Genomic DNA, 17896 nt, shown 5'->3' with positions numbered 1-17896 from the left:
GCTCGAGACCGTCTTCGTCTATAAGGAATGCTCATGCAAAATGCGTCTTCGCAGAAAACCGTTCTCCTCATCGGCGCATCTCGCGGCCTGGGGTTTGCGATGGTAGAGGAGTATCTGAAGCGCGGCTACCGAGTCATTGCCACCGGGCGAGCCGGCTCTACAGAAAAGCTTCGTCATGTCGCGGAAGCCTCCGCCGGTGCGCTCGAAGTTGAAACGGTCGACATCACGATTCCAGAGCAGATCGCCGCCCTGCGCGACCGCCTTGCAGGCCGACGTATCGACGTGCTTTTTGTCAATGCAGGTGTCAAAAACGACGATCGTGAAACGATAGCGGACGTTTCGACCGAAGAATTTGTACGCGTGATGGTAACGAACTCACTGAGTCCGATGAGAGTCATTGAGGCGTTTCAAAGCCTTGTTCCACCAACCGGGACTATCGGTGTCATGTCTTCAGGGCAAGGCAGTATCACCAATGCCACTAACGCGAATTATGAGGTCTACCGGGGGAGCAAGGCCGCACTCAATATGTTCATGCGCACCTTCGCCGCGCGTAGCGCCGAGTATCCCCGGAGCCTCCTGATCATGGCACCGGGATGGGTCCAGACAGACATGGGCGGTCCTACGGCCCGCTTGACCATCGAAGAAAGCATTCCGAACCTGGTCGACACGATCGAGGCCTATGAAGGGCGCTCTGGATTGCATTACCTCGACTATCTAGGACGAGTCGTTCCCTGGTGAGGGGATCGGCCGCCGCCCCATCGCCCCATCACCCCGCGGCGAAACCGCGGCTCGAACCGAGTCACACGTACATCACCGCTCCACTTTCGACATAACCGCCGTCGTCGGGTCATACCGATAACCCTTCTGCGAAAGTCGCTCGGCCATCGTCGCCCCAATAAGCTTTTGCTGTATGTCCCGGGATATCAACTCACTATCCGGCTTAAGGCGCTCAAGTTCAGACGAGAGCTTACGGATAAGCGCCACCTCTCCGGTGCTGCGTGAGTCGATAAACAATAACTTTTCGTTTGCCGAACCGAGTCGTTCTTTAAGGTCTTTCGCGTGCGCCACCCACTGTTCAGCAATCGTGCGAAGCTCGTTAAAGGCCTTCTCATGCGTTTTGGCCTGAGCCGATATCTGGCGTTGTAACTCGGCAACCTCTTCCGCCGTTGCAGATTCGGCCGCTTGATTGACAAGTTGATGGCCACGTCGCGCGTCCTCCGCGCGAGCCTTCTCGACTTCTGCGAGGCGCTGCGCCAAAGCCGCCGCGTGCTGTTCGGCAGCGTCTGCCCGCTCCTTCGCGGCAGACGCATCCTGCGACGCCTGGGCCAGTTCGGCAATTGCGGCCGTTCTCGCCGCGGTCATGGCGCTGATCTGATCCCTCGCCTCTGCAAGCTCACGCGCAACGCCTTGCAGTTCGTTGCGCTGAGTCGACGCTTCCTCACTCCGCGCGGTGCTTGTCTGGCGCTCGGCTTCGAGCGCGGCGCGTGCCTCATGCAGTTCGGCCTCAATCGAGGCGACTCGCGCGAGGCTCTCGTTCGCCTGCGCCGTGGCAGCTTGTGCGCGCGATGATGCCGCGCTGGATTCCTGCGACCATCGTTCCGCTTCGGCCGACTTCGCCTGTTCGACTTCTGCGAGGCGTTGCCCCAACGTCGCCGCATGATGCTCGGCGGCCTCTGCCCGCTCCCGCGCGGCAGACACGTCTTGCGAGACCAGAGCCAGTTCAGCGCTCACAGCAGAAGCGTTCTGCGAAACCCGCGCCAACTCAGCGCTCACAGCCGCTTTCGCCTCAGTCATGGCGCCGACCTGCTCCCGCGCCGCCTCCAGTTCACGGCCGACGCGCTGCAGTTCGTCGAACTGAATCGACGCTTCTTCGATCCGCGCTGTACTTGCCTGACGTTCCGCTGCGAGTGCAGCGCGCGCCTCATCCCGTTCAGCCTCAATCGCGGCGACCCGCGCAAGGTTCTCGTTCGCCTGCGCCGTGGCGATGTCAGCACGGGATGAAGCCGCATTCAACTCCTGCGACCATCGCTCCGCTTCGGCCGACTTTGCCTGTTCGACTTCTGCAAGGCGCTGCCCCGACGCCTCCGCACGATGTTCGGCGGCCTCTGCCCGCTCCCGCGCGGCTGACAAGTCCTGCGAGACACGCGCCAGCTCCGCGTTCGCGACAGACACGTCCTGTGAAACCTGAGCCAGTTCAGCGCGCACCGCTGTGCTCGCTTGCGTCGCAGCACCGATCTGCTCCCGCGCCGCCTCCAGTTCACGGCTGACGCGCTGCAACTCATCAAACTGAATCGCTGCCTCTTCACGACGTGCTGCGCTCGTCTGGCGCTCTGCTTCGAGTGCAGTACGCGCCTCATCGCGCTCGGCTTCCAGCGCGGCGACCCGCGCGAGGCTCTCGCTCGCCTGCGCCGTAGCGGCATCCGCGCGCGATGACGCCGCGCTGGCGTCCTGCAATGCCCGATCCGCTTCGGCCGACTTCGCCTGACAGTCGTAGCCCAACGAGGTGATCTCCTGCCGCGCCTCGTCGAGCTCAAGCTTCATTTGCGCGATCTGGTCGTTCTGGCCGGAGACTGCGGCGGCCAACTCGCCGCGCGCGTGACGTTCCTCGTCGAGTTCCGCCTTCGTGTGTTCCAGCGCGGCCTCTTCCACCGAGACACGTTGCGCCAGCTCCTCCACGCGAGCCTCGGCAACTTCGGCACGGCCAGCCGCTGTCGCGAGTTCCGCTGCGAGGCGCGTGGACGCCTCCTCCGAAGCATTCAACGCATTCGTGAGCGCAATGTGCCGCTCGCGCCCGGTTGCAACTTCTTCGGTCGTCTTTTGATACTCGACAAAAGCCTCGTCCCGCTCCGCGCGAACAGCGTCGAGATGCTGGTTCAAGGCACTCAGGTGCTGACTGACTGCCCGGTCAGCCTCACCTTGGGCTGCCATCCAGAGCCGGTCCGCGGCACTCATCATGGTTTCGGCAATGTGCTCCGGCAACCCGGCCTGGACCTGCACGTGGGGCGCGAGCGGCTGCCGGCTTTCGCGCCAGCGTTGCACGGCCGCCGCAATGGCAACGATCGAACCGCCCGGAATCTCCGGCCAAATGGTCACTGGGGAAACTTTCCGGCCTTCCTCGACCATGCGATCCGCGATTCCCGCGACAAGTTCGTCCGTGATTGTGTCTGCGTCCGTGGACATAAGCGCCTCAAAGCTCATTTTGACCTGGCGAAAAATTGAGTCCCCAATACGTTACTCCATCCTGCGGCATTCCCAATGAAAGAATCGCAAGGTTACGCTGTGCGAAAAGGCATCGTGGCGCATTCGAGGTCGCCGCGGGCGTCAGAACCGGTTCGCCTCAGCTCGCCTCCGGCTCTTCATCCATGATGAGCAGGAACAGCGTCGCCTGGGATGAGATATCCAGCTTCCTGTAAAGATTGCGCCGGTGGACCTTTGCGGTGGCAGGTGACACGCCAAGTAGCCTTGCCATATTTTTGGTTGAATGACCGGCAAGAATCATCAGCGCGATTTCGATTTCCCGATGGGTCAACGACGCATTGGACCGCTTGCGCAACGCCTGTTCGAAGTGCAGGCGCCGGTCACTTCCCGCCGATGAACTCGCCGGCGGGGGGAGCACCGCGGTCTGTGCCGACAGGGCATGGGACATCAACGGCAACAACCACGCACCGTAAAGACAAAGGGTTCCGATTTCCGTCGAACTAAAGCGCCGTTCGCTGCCCATCGACACCGACAGCGTTCCGCCCGCGGGCAGGGGGGCCAGGAACTGCACCTCATCCTCCAGCACGTTCACTGAAAAATAGCGGCGAAAGTATTCAGTTTCCCGGAAATGATCGGGCGCCACTTCGTCGAGGCAATACACGCCCGGGCTGATCGCGCCGAGACTGAATTGATAGAAAGGGTCCAGTAGATAAACGCCATTCAAATACCCTTTGAACAGTTCGTCGTGGGGCGTGCGCGCCTGGATCTCCGCAATCAACTGGGGTTTCCCGTTAGGCCAGAAGATCATCACCACCCAGTTGTCAAAGTGGACCACTTTGCGCAACAGGTCGATCAGCGCATGCCAGAACAGTTTGTCGTCGAGTTTTTCGACCAGACGTCCAAGCCGCTGATGAAATGCAACGTCCGCTACTTCAAGCTGCATGCCAGTTTCCCCAACTACCCCTAAGAGGGTAGGTCGCCCCTTCGTTCTAGCCCTTCGGCCTGATTTTCACCCGTCGCCGCCCACCCTACCATCTCTGTACCCCGGCGCATGCGCGCCGACAGGCTTGCTTGCGGCGAGCAATACAGGAGAAAAAGGATGGGTATCAGAGACATCGGCGTTCGAGTTGGCCACGGCACGCCCGGTCCATTTAACAGCATCACCGACGTGCAAGGCGTCAGAGTCGGTCATCGTACCCTGGTCGAAAATCGAGCAGAAGGGTCGATTCGAACCGGCGTGACGATCATCGAACCACGCCCTGGCATCGCACGGCTCGAGCCGTGTTTTGCGGGCTGTCATGTGCTCAACGGAAACGGCGATGCCACCGGCCTGGAGTGGATACGCGAATCTGGATTGCTGACCACGCCCATTGCCTACACCAATACGCACAGCGTCGGTGTGGTTCGCGATGCACTGGTCGCCGCCGAACGCGCAACGGTCGGCAATAGCCAGTACTGGTGCATGCCGGTCGTGCTGGAAACCTTCGATGGGGTGCTGAACGACATCTGGGGACAGCACGTCACGGCGGCGCATGTCCACGAGGCGCAGTCCGAGGCCCGCAGTGGACCGGTCACAGAAGGATCGGTTGGCGGCGGCACCGGCATGATTTGTCATGAGTTCAAAGGCGGTATCGGAACAGCCTCGCGCAAGCTCGCACCCGAGGACGGCGGCTGGACCGTCGGCGCACTGGTCCAGGCGAACTACGGCCGTCGGGACGCGCTGCGTGTGGCCGGTTATCCGGTTGGCGAGGTGCTGCGGCATCTGCCGTCGCCATTCGACAGGCGCCAGACGGGCGTCCCCGGAATGGGATCGATCGTCGTGACGCTGGCAACTGACGCGCCGCTTCTGCCGCACCAGTGCGAACAGATCGCACGACGCGCAAGCATTGGACTAGCCCGGGTGGGCGGCGGCACCGAATATTCGAGTGGCGACATCTTCATCGCCTTCTCGGTAGGCAACCGAGGCATACCGGCGGCGGACTACGGCAAAGCGAGCGAACCCGTCATCAGCTTGCGCTGCGTCAGTCACGATTTCATTTCTCCGCTATTCGTCGCGGCTGCGGAAGCGGTCGAAGAGGCCATCCTCAACGCACTGGTTGCGGCTGACGACATGGAAGGTCGAGGCGTTCATGTTCCGGCACTCGGCGCCGCCCGGCTGCTGAAGGCATTGGAGCAAGTTGGCTGGCGCCGCGACGTCAATCACGCGGACCGCCCTTCTTCAGCCGAGTAACGCTGCTCCCCCTTGCATGAGTTCCTTCATTAAAACCGAAAGGCTGCTATGACACCCCGCCATCTCATCACCGTCGTCACTGGACTCCTCGCAGCATCGGGGATGCTGGCTGCGACTGCAAATCAGGCTCAAGCCGAAGAGCTGAATGTCTACAACTGGTCGGACAATATCGCCGAGGACACCGTGTCGGGCTTCGAAAAGGAAACCGGCATTCACACGCGATACGACGTCTATGACGGCGACGACACCTTGCAGGCAAAGTTGCTGAGCGGATCCTCGGGCTATGACGTGGTAGTGCCATCGTCCGCCTATGCCGGCAAGCAGATCGAAGCAGGCGTCTACCGGAAACTCGACAAGAGCAAGATTCCCAATCTGGCCAATCTGGATCCTGTGCTCATGAAAATGCTTGCGTCAGCCGATCCGGGCAATCAATACACGGTGCCATGGTCATGGGGAACGGACGGCATCGGCTATAACGTCACGAAAGTGACGCAAATCCTGGGCAAGGACGCACCGTACGATAGCTGGGACCTGCTGTTCGATCCGCAATACGTATCCAGGCTGAAAACCTGCGGTGTGTCCGTGCTCGACTCACCAGAAGACGCTTTCTCGGTTGGCTTGATCTACCTGCACAAGGATCCGAACAGCACCAACCCCGCTGATTATCAGGCCGTGTACAAGCTGCTCAAAACGATTCGCCCGTACATCACCCAGTTCAATTCTTCCGGCTACATCAATGACCTGGCCAACAACGATGTCTGCATCGCGCTAGGGTGGTCGGGCGACGTCGGGATCGCGAAGCGGCGCGCCGAAGAGGCCCACCGCTCTTACGAGATTCGCTACGTCATTCCTAAAGGCGACGGCGTGTTGTGGTTCGATCTGATGGGTGTTCCCAAAGATGCGCCACACCCGGAAGCGGCGATGCAATGGATCAATTACATCCTTCAGCCAAAGGTCAGCGCGGCGATCACCAATCAGGTTTTCTATCCCAACGCTAACGCTGCTGCCCGTGCTTACGTGAAGCCGGCCATCCTCGATAACGAAGCGATCTACCCTCGCGGTGAAAAAATGAAATCGCTCACCCTGTCATTGCCTTTGCCGGCCGATATCATGCGCCTTCAAAACCGGCTATGGACTCAACTCAAATCCGGGCGCTAACGCGGAAGCTGCTGCACTGCAAAAAAATACGGAGCCGATGAAAATCCAAACACGCGTTTCCAACGCGCGCCTTGATACATCGGACTCCGTATTATGACAATGCCGATTTTGTCTGAACTATTTGTGTAGCACGCCGCGTAACGGTGAAGTTACGTGCGACGTGGCGGGAACGCGTAACACCCGGGACGTAACACACGACATGCCGTGCCGTCACCGTATTCCACACTCCGCCTGATCTGCCTCGTCCAGCAAGCCTCTCTCTGCCGCACACCACGCAATTCCGGCACAGCCCATGCGCGGATTGTGTCGCGCTCCGTCATCGGCGCATTGGCTCGGAACTTGCAAAGGTCAAATGCCCGACCAAGCCATATACGAGCACGGCGTTACCGCACCCGGCTCTAAAACTAAACGCAGGCGACGCGCACAAACGCGATGTCGGGCACAAGGCAATCGTTTTCTGAAAGACCGATCAGCGGTTTTCCGGGGGCACTGATTACACCTTTGACCAATCAGGTCGCGATTTCATCGCGAAAGGACTAATCATGGCTCCCTTCAAACACACTCTCGTTGCGTCGGCAAGCGCACTCCTATGGTGGTCGCTAGCCACGTCGTGTCAGGCTGGAGATGTCACATCCACACCGCCCACCTCGCTCACGCAAGGCGGCGGATGGACGACACCCGGGCAACCGGGATCGGGATTCTCATGGACCGGAAGCGGCGGCACCCCTAGCGGGTGGGCCGGCAGTGGTTCGGGTGTTAGTAGTGGCTCCGGTTTTGGCGGCAGCTCGTCCTGGGGCGGCGTTTCGGTTTCCGGCTCGGGGTACGGCGGCGGTTTTGCAGGCGGTGGCATTGGCGGTTATGGCGGTGGGAACGGTGGCGGTTCTGGAGACGGTGGCTCCGGTGGTTCGGGTGGCGGAGACGGCGGTGGCTCTGGGGACGGTGGCCATGGTGGTTCCGGTGGCGATGGAAACGGCGGCGGCTCAGGAGACGGCGGTCACGGTGGTTCGGGTGGTTCGGGTGGTTCGGGTGGTTCGGGTGGTTCGGGTGGTTCGGGTGGTTCGGGTGGTTCGGGCGGCTCGGGTGGCTCGGGCGGCTCGGGCGGCTCGGGCGGCTCCGGCGGCGGAAACGGCGGCGGCTCTGGAAACGGTGGTCACGGCGGCTCCAGCGGCTCAGGCGGCTCCACCACAGGCGTAGGCTCCAGTTCCGGCAACCAGCTCGCCGGCGGCCTGCTTGATCCGATCGTGAATCTGGTCGTCAGCGTCGGCGCGATCAGCGTACCTATCGTGCCGATCACGCTCGGCAACAACAGCGGTAGCGGCAACGGCACCACAGGTGGTTCGAAAGGGGTTACAGGCGGATCGGGCGGACATAGCAGCGGTGGCCTGCTGGCCCCTGTGACCGCGTTGCTCGGCGGCCTGTCCGTGGCATCGGTGAGCGGCGGCTCGCAAGGCAGCAGCCCAGTCGCGCCGCTCACCACCTTGCTCGGCGGACTGACCGGGGCCCTGGGAGGCGGCACACCGCACGGATCATCGACGAACAGCAACACAAGCAGTCCGGTCGCACCTCTGACCAACCTGGTGGGCACACTGACCAGCGCACTCGGCGGCGCAAGCGGCGGCTCTTCTCCGCTCGCCCCGTTGACGAACCTGCTCGGTGGTCTCACAGGTGGACTAGGCGGTGGCAACAGCCCACAAACGCCGCCCAAGCACTAGCGCGGCCTTCTGGGTGTGACAGACCGCAACCGGCCGGACCTGACTCGCGCATCACAGCTTCACGACGTCAGGCCCGGCACAGGCACGCACGCCAACTGAAACAGAGCGTCGCAGAGCGATCGACGCGCCACCGGAAAGTCAGGATCAAACTAGCAAAATAACCATAGCGCCCGTTCGCAATGAACGGATCGTTACGCCCTCTTTTAACCTTCCCGCCTGGCGGAGGGAAGCGCTGAGCGGCCGCCACCGCGCCGGCTTGAATCTTTTACCCCCACCCATCGTTGCAGGCCGTCCGAAGACCGTCGCCGGCTTGCGTTCGCCGGACGGTTTCCGTCCGGTTAAAGACGAGTGACATCGACAATGGCATCGGCAAATGCCTTCGGTGCTTCCTGTGGCAAGTTATGTCCGACGCCGCCGTCGATGTTCCGGTGCAGATACTTGCCGGTGAACTTCTTCGCGTAGGCGGCCGGCTCGGGGTGCGGAGCGCCGTTGGCGTCGCCTTCCATCGTGATGGTCGGGACAGAAATGGTCGGCGCCTTCGCCAGACGTGCTTCGAGCGCGTCGTATTGCGGCTCGCCCTTGACCAGCCCCAGACGCCAGCGGTAGTTGTGAATCACCACCGCGACATGATCCGGATTGCTGAACGATTCAGCCGAGCGCTCGAACGTCGCGTCGTCGAAATTCCATTTCGGCGACGCGAGACGCCAGATCAGCTTGTTGAAGTCGTGACGGTTCGCTTCATATCCCGCATAGCCGCGCTCCGTGGCGAAGTAGAACTGATACCACCAGGCCAGCTCGGCCTTCGGCGGCAGCGGCGTCTTATTGGCTTCCTGGCTGCCGATCAGATAACCGCTCACCGACACCATCGCCTTGCATCGCTGCGGCCACAGCGCCGCAATGATGTTCACCGTGCGTGCGCCCCAATCGAAGCCGCCGAAAATCGCCTGGTCGATCTTCAACGCGTCCATCAGTGCAATGATGTCGACGGCAACCACCGCCTGCTGGCCGTTGCGAGGCGTATCCGCGGACAGAAACCGGGTCGAGCCATAACCCCGCAGATACGGCACGATGACCCGATAGCCCGCAGCCGCAAGCAAGGGCGTCACTTCGGCGAAGCTGTAGATATCGTAGGGCCAGCCGTGCAGCAGGATGACCACCGGTCCATTCTGCGGACCCGCTTGCGCATAACCCATGCTGAGCGTTCCCGTGTCGACTTGCCGGATGTTGTCGAACGAAGCAACGCGCGTTGCCGCTTTCGTATTGGATGGTGTGCCGTTCGTCTGTGCCTCGGCGAGTCCGCTCAACCCCAACTCCAACAAACTGATACCGGCAACCGTCGTCCCAAGCAGACGGCGGCGTCGAGTATTGATCTGGTCCGGCATCGCTGATTCTCCTCAAAGATTAGCCACACAAGGCCAGAGCATGTCCGGCTTGCGAAGCCAGACAATCTGGCCTGGACGTATTAGAGCCCGTGGACGTATCTGGCATGTGTCTCGCAGGCGCGCCAGTGCAACGCTATGTATTGACCAGCGGCGTAGATACTTTGAGATACAGAGACGGTGAGGCGGAAGCTGATGCGGCATACCGCGCAGTCAGCGAGCGGCCGGAGTCTGGCTGATGCCTTTCAACACAAGCCTGGCTTCCAGGCCGCCATCGGGCCGATTGTGCAACGACAGCACCGCGTCCATCGCCAAAGCGAGTTGCCGCGCAATCGCGAGGCCCAGGCCGGTGCCGCCCGTTCCGCGGTTGCGGGATCCTTCCAGCCGATAGAACGGTTCAAACACCACTTCCAGCGACTCAGCCGGAATACCCGGCCCGCGATCGAACACCGAGACCGCCACGTGCCCGTTCTGCAAGGCGGCGACCCTGATCTCGGCCGCCCCGCCGAACTTCAGCGCGTTATCGACGAGATTGCCCACGATCCGGCGTAACGCCTGAGGGCGTGTCACCAGTGCGGTGTTGATTCGGCCGTGCAGCGAAACGTCCTTGCCGGCATCGACATAATCGAACACGAGGCTGTCGAACAGCGCATCAGGATCGATACGCAGAGGCGCCTCACTGGCGCCGTGCATGGTGCGCGCGTACGTGACGCCTTCCTTGACCATCGTTTCCATTTCCTGCAGGTCCTGCTGCAGCTTGGCGCCCTGTGCGCTGTCGTCCATCACGTCGACGCGCAATCGCATGCGGGTAATCGGCGTTTGCAGATCGTGCGAAATCGCCGCGAGGATCTGCAGGCGCTCGGTCATGTATAGCCTGATGCGGTCCTGCATGGCGTTGAACGCTCGCGCCGCGCGCGCGACTTCGTCCGGTCCGTCTTCGGGCAGGCGCTCCACCTTCAGGTCGGGGCCCAAAGTATCGGCCGCTCGCGCCAAGTGGCTCAACGGACGCGTCGCCAGCCGTACCGCCAGCCAGCAGCATGCGGCCAGCACTACCAGTTGCAGCACCAGCAACCACGACAACCAAGGCGACAGAGGCGCACCTGGCATGGGGCGGTAGTCAATCGTCAGCGGCATGCCGTCGCTCAACTGCAGATGGACCTGCAGGCGGTCCGGGTCACCGGGGACGGCGTTGGCCGTGAGCGGATAACGCCTGCCGATGCCGTCCGCGATAGATTGCGCGACCCTCGCCGAGAGCTTCGCGTCCGGGGGCGCGCCGGCCATCCCGGGCCCCAGATTGAAGGTGTAGGTGCGCCGCGCCAACCTTGGCAGCCATTCGGCGCGTTCGTTGGCGGGCAAATGATCGAGCAGCGCGACGGAGCTGGTGACCTCGCGTTCGATGTAACCCATCATCACGTTGGTCATGGTCTGGTCCCGTTCCGTCATGGTGAGCCAGACCGAAAGCGTTTGCACCACCGCAAGGCTGACAAAGAGAATCAGGGCCAGCCGCGTGAACAGCGTGCGCGGCCAATGCAGCACTGCCTTCAAGTTCATGGATTACCTTCGATCATGGTCACGGCCGCGGAAAATACGTAACCCTCGCTGCGCAGCGTCTTGATGTAACGCGGCTCGCGCGCCACATCCTGCAAGCGCTGGCGCAAGCGGCTGACCAGCAGATCGATCGAACGGTCGAACGGATCGGCCTGACGGCCCTGTGTCAGATTGAGCAATTGATCCCGCGTGAGCACGCGCTGGGGATGATCGAGAAACACCCGCAGCAAGCGGTATTCCGCACCGCTCAGCGCCACCATGGTGCCCTCCGCGTCGAGCAGATGGCGCGCGGTGGTGTCGAGCCGCCAGTCGCCGAAGCCGATCATCGGCGCGGTTTCCGTCACCTGCATGCCGGGCGGCAGCATCCGCGCGCGACGCAGCACGGAGCGGATACGCGCCAGCAGTTCGCGCACCGCAAAAGGCTTGGAGAGGTAATCGTCCGCGCCCATTTCCAAGCCGACAATGCGATCCGTCTCTTCGCTGCGGGCGGTCAGCATCAACACCGGTACGGAACGGAACTTGCCGGCACGCAGTTCCCGGCACAGCACAAGGCCGTCTTCGCCGGGCAGCATCAGGTCGAGCACGATCAGGTCAGGCGCGCCCTGCTCGAGGATCGTGCGCATCTGCCGGCCATTGGCGGCCAGCGAAACGCGTATGCCATTCTTCTCGAGATAGGTTGCAAGCAATTCGCGGATGCCGCGATCGTCATCGACGATCAGCACGTGGTCGGTGATTTCCATCAATGGATCAGTCCTTTCGACGATTGACTCGCACCCGGTTCACGTTGACCAGCGAACAGTGCACGGGGTGCGCCAGTTCAGCGGCCAATCCGCCCGCCAGGAACGCGAGGATCGCCATGAACCGTTTCATGCGTCCTCCACGACGGACAGGCTGGCGCCATTGGCCACGCTGGCCTCCAGCGTATACGGGTCGACACCCTCCAGGCAACCGATGTTGACGCGCCATTGCTGCGGATCCCTGCGCGTCTGGTGGAACGGATAAATGCCGCAATGCTTGCAGAAGTAGTGCTTCGCCGTGCGCGTATTGAACTGATAAAGCGTCAGCGCGTCCTCACCCTGCAGGATCTTCAGTTCTCCCGCGGCGAACGGCGGCGTCATCAGCGCGCCCTTGCGCCGGCACAGGCTGCAATTGCAACGTGCAGCAGGAACAACGGCCGTACGGACTTCAAATTTCACGGTCCCGCAATGACAGGACCCTTGCAGCAATTCGGTACTCATGTGGCACTCCGCGATAGGTATGGCTGCTTTATAGCCCAGCACGCGCGACGCTTTGTATCCCAATGTATCTGGGCGTTCCCCTGACACAAAACATTGCACCCAGGCCACCTCGGCGACACAAGCCAGATACGAACGGGCGTTCCAATGCAGACATGTTCACCACCGGAATGCCCGGCACGACGTCCACGTCTACACCCGGGTCTTCCCTTTCATGAAAGGACACTGCCATGCTCTCCCGACTCAAAACCTCCGCCACCGTCGCCCTGTTCGCCGCATCCGTGGCCGCCGGCGCCGCCGCAATCGCTACTTTCGTTGTGAGTCCTGCGGCCAGCGCTGCCGCAAGTCCCGCTGCAAACCCGGTCGACAACGGCACGACCGCGCCGGAATTCACCGGCATCGATAAATGGCTCAATAGCGATCCCCTGACCATCCAGCAGTTGCGGGGCAAGGTTGTGCTGGTCGACTTCTGGACCTACACCTGCATCAACTGCATCCACGTGCTGCCGTACGTGAAGACCTGGAATCAGAAATATAAGGACCAGGGCCTGGTGGTAGTCGGGGTCCACACCCCCGAGTATCCCTTCGAGCGCAGCACGGACAACGTCAAGACGGCGATCAAACGCTTCGACATTACGTACCCGGTGGCGCAAGACAACAGCTATGCAACCTGGCGCGCTTACGACAACCAGTACTGGCCCGCGTTTTATCTGATCGACAAGAAAGGGCACGTGGTCTACACGCACTTCGGCGAAGGCGACTACGGACAGACCGAAGCGAAGATCAAGGCCTTACTGGCGGAGAACTCGTGATTCGTATCGCAATGTATCTGGGCATCGAGGCGATACAGAACATTGCAATTGCACCGGGTTCTCGACACAAGCCAGATACGTCGACGCGTTTTAATGCATCAACGCCGGATGACAGACGCAAACAACATCGCGGATGTCTGACCCGATGGCCGCCCTTGCGGCCTGACACCCCGGCGCCTTCCTTCTTTAATTTTTAGTTCTCGGAGAATGACATGAAAACCTCAATGATCGCTTTGGCCTTCGCTGCATTCGCTACGGCTGGTTTCGCTCACGCCTCTGATGCACCGGCGGCTGCGACCGCTGGTCAATCGGGCGCCGCGCAAACGCAGCAATGGACCGCGAACCAGACCGGCGCGATGCAGAAGACTCGCGCAGACGTCCGCCATGAACTGGTGCAAGCCCAGAAGGATGGTCAGCTCGCCCAGCTCGGCAGTTTGTATCGCGGCAGCTGATTATCTGAACGCTGGCGGATTAGATACTGATTCCAATACGGTAAGTATTCCTCTTTGTTCAAGATCCTTCGCGCGCTCCACTACGCCCACGCCGAGCACACTCGGCGTGGGCGTATCGCGTTCAACGGCTCGTTGAAATCATGTTTCCATTGATCGGAAACCCGGCTTCATCTATCGGACATGTTATGTCAGACACCCTCCTTCCCCAATCGCCGTCGCGCCGCCGCTTTGTCAGTGTGACAGCGGCGGCCATTGCCGCGGGTTCGCTGAGTCAACTCGCTTTTTCAGAAACGAATCAAGCGATGACTGAAGTTGCCCCGTCGGCGAGCGGCGACATGACCGCCATTCGTCCACTTCGCGTGCATGTGCCGGAATCGCAATTGATCGACTTGCGCAGGCGCATCAAAGCCACGCGGTGGCCTGACCGGGAAACGGTCACCGACGACTCGCAGGGCGTGCCGCTCGCAATGATTCAGGAATTCGCGCACCATTGGGCGACCGATTACGACTGGCGCAAGTGCGAGGCAAAACTGAACAGCCTGCCGCAGTTCATGACCGAGATCGATGGGCTGGACATTCATTTCATCCACGTTCGGTCGAAACATGACAATGCGATGCCGCTGATCGTCACGCACGGCTGGCCCGGTTCCGTCATCGAGATGCTGAAGATTGTCGATCCGCTGACCAATCCCACGGCATATGGCGCGAGCGCGTCGGATGCGTTTCATCTGGTCATTCCGTCTTTGCCCGGCTACGGATTTTCAGGCAAGCCCACCACGACCGGCTGGGGCCCGGAGCGTACCGCGCGTGCCTGGGTCGTCCTCATGAAGCGGCTTGGATACGCGAAATTCGCGGCGCAAGGCGGCGATCTGGGTGGCGTTGTTGCGAATGTGATGGGTAAGCAGGCGCCGCCTGAATTGCTGGGCATTCACGTCAACTTCCCCGCGACCGTGCCAGCCGTGATTGCCAAGGCGCTCCAAGCCGGTGACCCGCCGCCGCCCGGCCTCTCGGACGACGAAAAGCACGCTTACGAGCAGTTGAGCAGCGCTGCCAAAAAGCGGCGCGCCTATGCGCTCGAGATGGGGACACGGCCGCAAACGCTCTACGGGCTGTCGGACTCGCCCGTTGCACTGGCAAGCTGGCTTCTGGATCACGGCGACGGGTATGTTCAGCCGGCGGCGGCGCTGACCTCGGCTGTGTTCGGGCACCCTGTCAATGGAGAATCCGCAGGCGATCTGACACGGAACGATCTCCTCGACGACATCACGCTCTACTGGCTGACGAACACGGGCATTTCCGCGGCGCGCTTTTATTGGGAGTCTCATTTCAACTTCGTGGCTGCCGCCGATGTGTCCGTGCCGGCTGCCGTGAGCGTCTTTCCTCGCGAGAATTATCAGGCGCCGCGGAGTTGGACGGAGCAGGCGTACCACAACCTCATCTACTACAACCGGCTCGATAAAGGCGGGCACTTTGCGGCATGGGAACAGCCACAATTATTTGCCGAAGAGGTTCGCGCCGGGTTGAGACCGCTGCGCGAATTTGCGATTTTTTGATAGGGAAAAACGAAGAGTCGGCGATGACCCGCATGACGCCGTTCACGTCGCCAGCGCACACGTCGAAAAACCTATTTAAGACGGCATATAACCATCAATTTTCGGCCGATTGATGATATAAATCCGACTTTAACGGCAATAATTCGCCTGTTAGATATAGTCAGTCTTGCCGACCCGAGCATTAACCGGTAAAATATTAATGCTTATCAGCAAATACTATGGATAACCGGCAAAATGTTGCTCCTTGAACTTGCTACTGCGGACGAAATTGCGCTAGAACTGGGTCAACGGTTACGCACGCAGCGCCTCGCTCAGAATCTGCAGCAGAGTGAACTGGCCGCCCGCGCCGGGGTATCCGAGCGCGCGGTGCGCAACCTCGAGCGCACCGGGAAAGCAACGCTTGAGAGTCTTCTCCGGGTAGCAATGGCGCTTGGCCTGGCCGGCTCGCTGTCGCCTCTATTCGACTACCAACCAAAATCCATTCAAGCGATGGAGAAGGCGAGCGCCACGCGTGAGCGTGCTTCCAGGAGGTGACGATGAAAAAACTGAGCGTCGTCTATGCTGGCTGGAACGAGCGTTTCGAACTGGGCAAGCTCGGGGACGACGGGACAAACCTGATATTTGAGTACGCTCCCGAAGCGCTGCAACGCGGTCTCGAGCTTTCGCCCTTGCATCTGGCATTGCGTCAGCAAGCCTACGACGGCTTCCCAGATCATCAGTTTCGTTTGCCAGGACTCGTTTCCGATGCCCTGCCCGACGGCTGGGGCATGCTGCTGATGGACCGTTTCTTTCGGCAGCGGGGCTGGGAGCCTGCGCGAATGTCCCCGCTCGACCGTCTTGCGTTCATTGGCGAGAAGGCGATGGGTGCCCTTGTTTTTGAGCCGGCTCAGGGAGACGTTCTTGAACCCGCGGACGTGCAACTTGTGCAACTTGCCCAGGAGGTTCGCGAAGTGATGACGGACGGCAGTGCGGAGTTGCTGCGCGAACTCGTCCTGATGGGTGGTTCGCCACACGGCGCCCGGCCTAAAGTGCTGGTCAACTTCGACCAGCAGACCGGCCGGATGTCGAACTCTGAGCAGAGTGCGGGCACGCCCTGGCTGGTCAAGTTTCCCGCCCAGTACGACCACAAAGAGGTCTGCGCAGTGGAGGCGCTGTATGCCGTGCTTGCAGAGGCGTGCGAGATTCCGGTGCCGGCCACGCGGTACTTCGATCTCGGGCCGTCTCTCTCAGCCTTCGGCATCGAGCGTTTTGACCGGTCCGGCACTCAGCGCGTGCCGATGCACACCGCTGCCGGCGCGCTAAACACCAACTTCCGATATCCATCGATCGACTATGGTTCGCTTCTGAAACTGACTCGCTTCATCACGCGGGATGAGCGTGAAGTGCTGCGGGCCTTTGAGCGCTGTGTGTTCAACGTGGTGTTCAACAATCGGGACGACCACACGAAAAACTTTTCTTTCCGCCTCTCGGCGCGGGGGCAGTGGCAATTCTCACCGGCTTACGACTTGACCTTTAACGAGGGGCCAGGCGGTGAGCATCAAATGGACGTGTGTGGCGAAAGTCGCGCGCCGGCGCGTCAGCATCTGTTGCAGCTTGCCAGCCTAACGGGCGTACCGGCCCGTACCGCGGAGGCGGTCGTGGAACGCATCGCAGAGGTGGCCAGCAGATTTCGGCATCACGCGCGGAGTTTTCCCATTCGGCGCGCAACGGTAAGCCTGATCGCCGGCAAGATAGAAGCGAACCGCTCGCGCATGCTGTGAAGCGACGTCACTGAACAGGCGCAGCCGCCGCCCCTTCGTCTAAACACCCACCAGCGCCGGCAACTCGACTTCATACGACACGCGCTCGCGCCAGTTGCTCACCCGTGGCTGCTGAGCCGCCGGGCTCAGATGCGCCGCGCTGTCTGCGCGCGTCGGCAAACACGCTGGGTACCGAGCTTTTTTCTTCTCGAGAATGGCGCGGCTCAGAAATTCGGCGCTATACGATTTCAGCAAGTGCCCATGGTGTGCTTCGATATACGCAGCAATTCGCGCCTCCTCGCCGTCGATCATCGCGAGCAGCGTAAGCGTGCTCGCATCCCAACGAAAGCGCAGACCGAGTTCATCGAACGCGCTGTTATAGGCGCACAGTTGCGCTGCTACTTCCGCATCGTGCGCGCTGTTGCTAGGGTCAAACTGGGACGGGTTCATGATCGTCTCCTTCAGGCAGGTGGCATGACCAAGAATAGGAGCGCGCACAGATAAACGATAGTTAAAGTTATTTCGAATAACGATAGCTTTTTGTTTATATATTTGTTTCCCCTAGGCGCGCCCGCCGCCGCATCCAGATGTCCGTCAAACTGCGCCGCGTTTCTTGCAACCCCATAGCCATGGGCGGCAAACCTATCTATTAGGTATGCCTAATGCAAACCATAAAATGTTTTGACTTTCACTTATCGCTGTTCGCGCGCAGCATCCTCTCAGACGTGCTCTACGCTGAACACCTTTCACCCAGTTGCCGTGCTATCCAGGGGTCAGTGTTTTCGTTAGTGCAATTGCCTCTGGCCGACCACTGGTGCGTCATTGCCCGCAGACAAGCCCGCAATGAAGCGATTCGATCACGTAAGTCCAACGCGCCGAA

Annotated in this window: 17 protein-coding genes; 9 read left to right on the top strand and 8 right to left on the bottom strand. The window is 60.9% G+C overall.

The genetic code is table 11. From position 1 onward, the window contains the following. Positions 1-33: 33 nt before the first annotated feature. The gene (locus tag KHO23_RS12220; RefSeq protein ID WP_211611473.1) at positions 34-738 is read left to right on the top strand and encodes an SDR family NAD(P)-dependent oxidoreductase; all 705 of its coding nucleotides are present in this window, start codon (positions 34-36) and stop codon (positions 736-738) included. Between the two features lie 72 nt (positions 739-810). Here the strand turns inward: KHO23_RS12220 and KHO23_RS12215 are convergent, their stop codons facing one another. Together KHO23_RS12215 and KHO23_RS12210 are read right to left on the bottom strand one after the other, a co-directional pair. Continuing rightward, the gene (locus KHO23_RS12215) at positions 811-3180 is read right to left on the bottom strand and encodes a DNA-binding protein (RefSeq protein ID WP_211611470.1); all 2370 of its coding nucleotides are present in this window, start codon (positions 3178-3180) and stop codon (positions 811-813) included. 157 nt (positions 3181-3337) lie between these two features. After that, on the bottom strand, positions 3338-4141 hold the full coding sequence (locus KHO23_RS12210) for a helix-turn-helix transcriptional regulator (protein ID WP_211611465.1): 804 nt from the start codon (positions 4139-4141) through the stop codon (positions 3338-3340). Between the two features lie 156 nt (positions 4142-4297). Between KHO23_RS12210 and KHO23_RS12205 the strand changes: the two genes are divergently transcribed. The 3 genes from KHO23_RS12205 (at position 4298) to KHO23_RS12195 (ending at position 8298) form a co-directional block, all read left to right on the top strand. Next, positions 4298-5428: a DmpA family aminopeptidase gene (locus KHO23_RS12205; RefSeq protein WP_211611464.1), complete on the top strand. Its 1131-nt coding sequence runs from the start codon at positions 4298-4300 to the stop codon at positions 5426-5428. A gap of 48 nt (positions 5429-5476) precedes the next feature. Then, positions 5477-6586 carry a polyamine ABC transporter substrate-binding protein gene (locus tag KHO23_RS12200; protein WP_211611463.1) on the top strand — a complete coding sequence of 370 codons (1110 nt, stop codon included), beginning with the start codon at positions 5477-5479 and terminating at the stop codon, positions 6584-6586. Between the two features lie 542 nt (positions 6587-7128). Next, positions 7129-8298, top strand: a complete 1170-nt coding sequence (locus KHO23_RS12195) for a hypothetical protein (RefSeq protein WP_211611462.1) — start codon at positions 7129-7131, stop codon at positions 8296-8298. 338 nt (positions 8299-8636) lie between these two features. On the opposite strand, the gene KHO23_RS12190 is transcribed toward KHO23_RS12195, so the two are convergent. The 5 genes from KHO23_RS12190 to KHO23_RS12175 all read right to left on the bottom strand — a co-directional run bounded on the left by KHO23_RS12190 (position 8637) and on the right by KHO23_RS12175 (position 12463). Further along, complete coding sequence (locus KHO23_RS12190) at positions 8637-9680, bottom strand: alpha/beta fold hydrolase (protein ID WP_211611461.1); 1044 nt, start codon at positions 9678-9680, stop codon at positions 8637-8639. 210 nt (positions 9681-9890) lie between these two features. After that, positions 9891-11228: an ATP-binding protein gene (locus KHO23_RS12185; protein ID WP_211611460.1), complete on the bottom strand. Its 1338-nt coding sequence runs from the start codon at positions 11226-11228 to the stop codon at positions 9891-9893. Next, positions 11225-11965: a response regulator gene (locus KHO23_RS12180; protein ID WP_211611459.1), complete on the bottom strand. Its 741-nt coding sequence runs from the start codon at positions 11963-11965 to the stop codon at positions 11225-11227. The genes KHO23_RS12185 and KHO23_RS12180 overlap by 4 nt, the downstream gene beginning before the upstream one ends. 7 nt (positions 11966-11972) lie before the next feature. Then, positions 11973-12095, bottom strand: coding sequence for a hypothetical protein (locus KHO23_RS35400; protein WP_268963888.1), 123 nt, complete (start codon positions 12093-12095; stop codon positions 11973-11975). After that, positions 12092-12463: a GFA family protein gene (locus tag KHO23_RS12175; protein WP_211611454.1), complete on the bottom strand. Its 372-nt coding sequence runs from the start codon at positions 12461-12463 to the stop codon at positions 12092-12094. The genes KHO23_RS35400 and KHO23_RS12175 overlap by 4 nt, the downstream gene beginning before the upstream one ends. 227 nt (positions 12464-12690) lie before the next feature. Here KHO23_RS12175 and KHO23_RS12170 point away from each other — a divergent pair, with 227 nt between their 5' ends. From KHO23_RS12170 to KHO23_RS12150, 5 genes are all read left to right on the top strand, one after another. Next, positions 12691-13272, top strand: coding sequence for a thioredoxin family protein (locus tag KHO23_RS12170; RefSeq protein WP_211611451.1), 582 nt, complete (start codon positions 12691-12693; stop codon positions 13270-13272). Positions 13273-13484: 212 nt separating this feature from the next. Further along, complete coding sequence (locus tag KHO23_RS12165; RefSeq protein ID WP_211611445.1) at positions 13485-13724, top strand: DUF4148 domain-containing protein; 240 nt, start codon at positions 13485-13487, stop codon at positions 13722-13724. A gap of 185 nt (positions 13725-13909) precedes the next feature. Further along, the gene (locus KHO23_RS12160; RefSeq protein WP_211611443.1) at positions 13910-15277 is read left to right on the top strand and encodes an epoxide hydrolase family protein; all 1368 of its coding nucleotides are present in this window, start codon (positions 13910-13912) and stop codon (positions 15275-15277) included. Between the two features lie 234 nt (positions 15278-15511). Next, entirely contained in the window at positions 15512-15811 is a 300-nt protein-coding gene (locus KHO23_RS12155; RefSeq protein WP_211611440.1) for a helix-turn-helix domain-containing protein, read from the top strand. 2 nt (positions 15812-15813) lie between these two features. Further along, on the top strand, positions 15814-17037 hold the full coding sequence (locus KHO23_RS12150; RefSeq protein ID WP_211611439.1) for a type II toxin-antitoxin system HipA family toxin: 1224 nt from the start codon (positions 15814-15816) through the stop codon (positions 17035-17037). A 39-nt stretch (positions 17038-17076) separates the two neighbouring features. Here the strand turns inward: KHO23_RS12150 and KHO23_RS12145 are convergent, their stop codons facing one another. Further along, on the bottom strand, positions 17077-17466 hold the full coding sequence (locus KHO23_RS12145) for a hypothetical protein (protein ID WP_211611438.1): 390 nt from the start codon (positions 17464-17466) through the stop codon (positions 17077-17079). Positions 17467-17896: the final 430 nt, after the last annotated feature.

Source organism: Paraburkholderia haematera (genome assembly GCF_905220975.1).
GTDB lineage: Bacteria > Pseudomonadota > Gammaproteobacteria > Burkholderiales > Burkholderiaceae > Paraburkholderia > Paraburkholderia haematera.
Note: the sequence above shows the minus strand (reverse complement) of the source record. Positions and strands in the feature narration are given on the sequence as shown.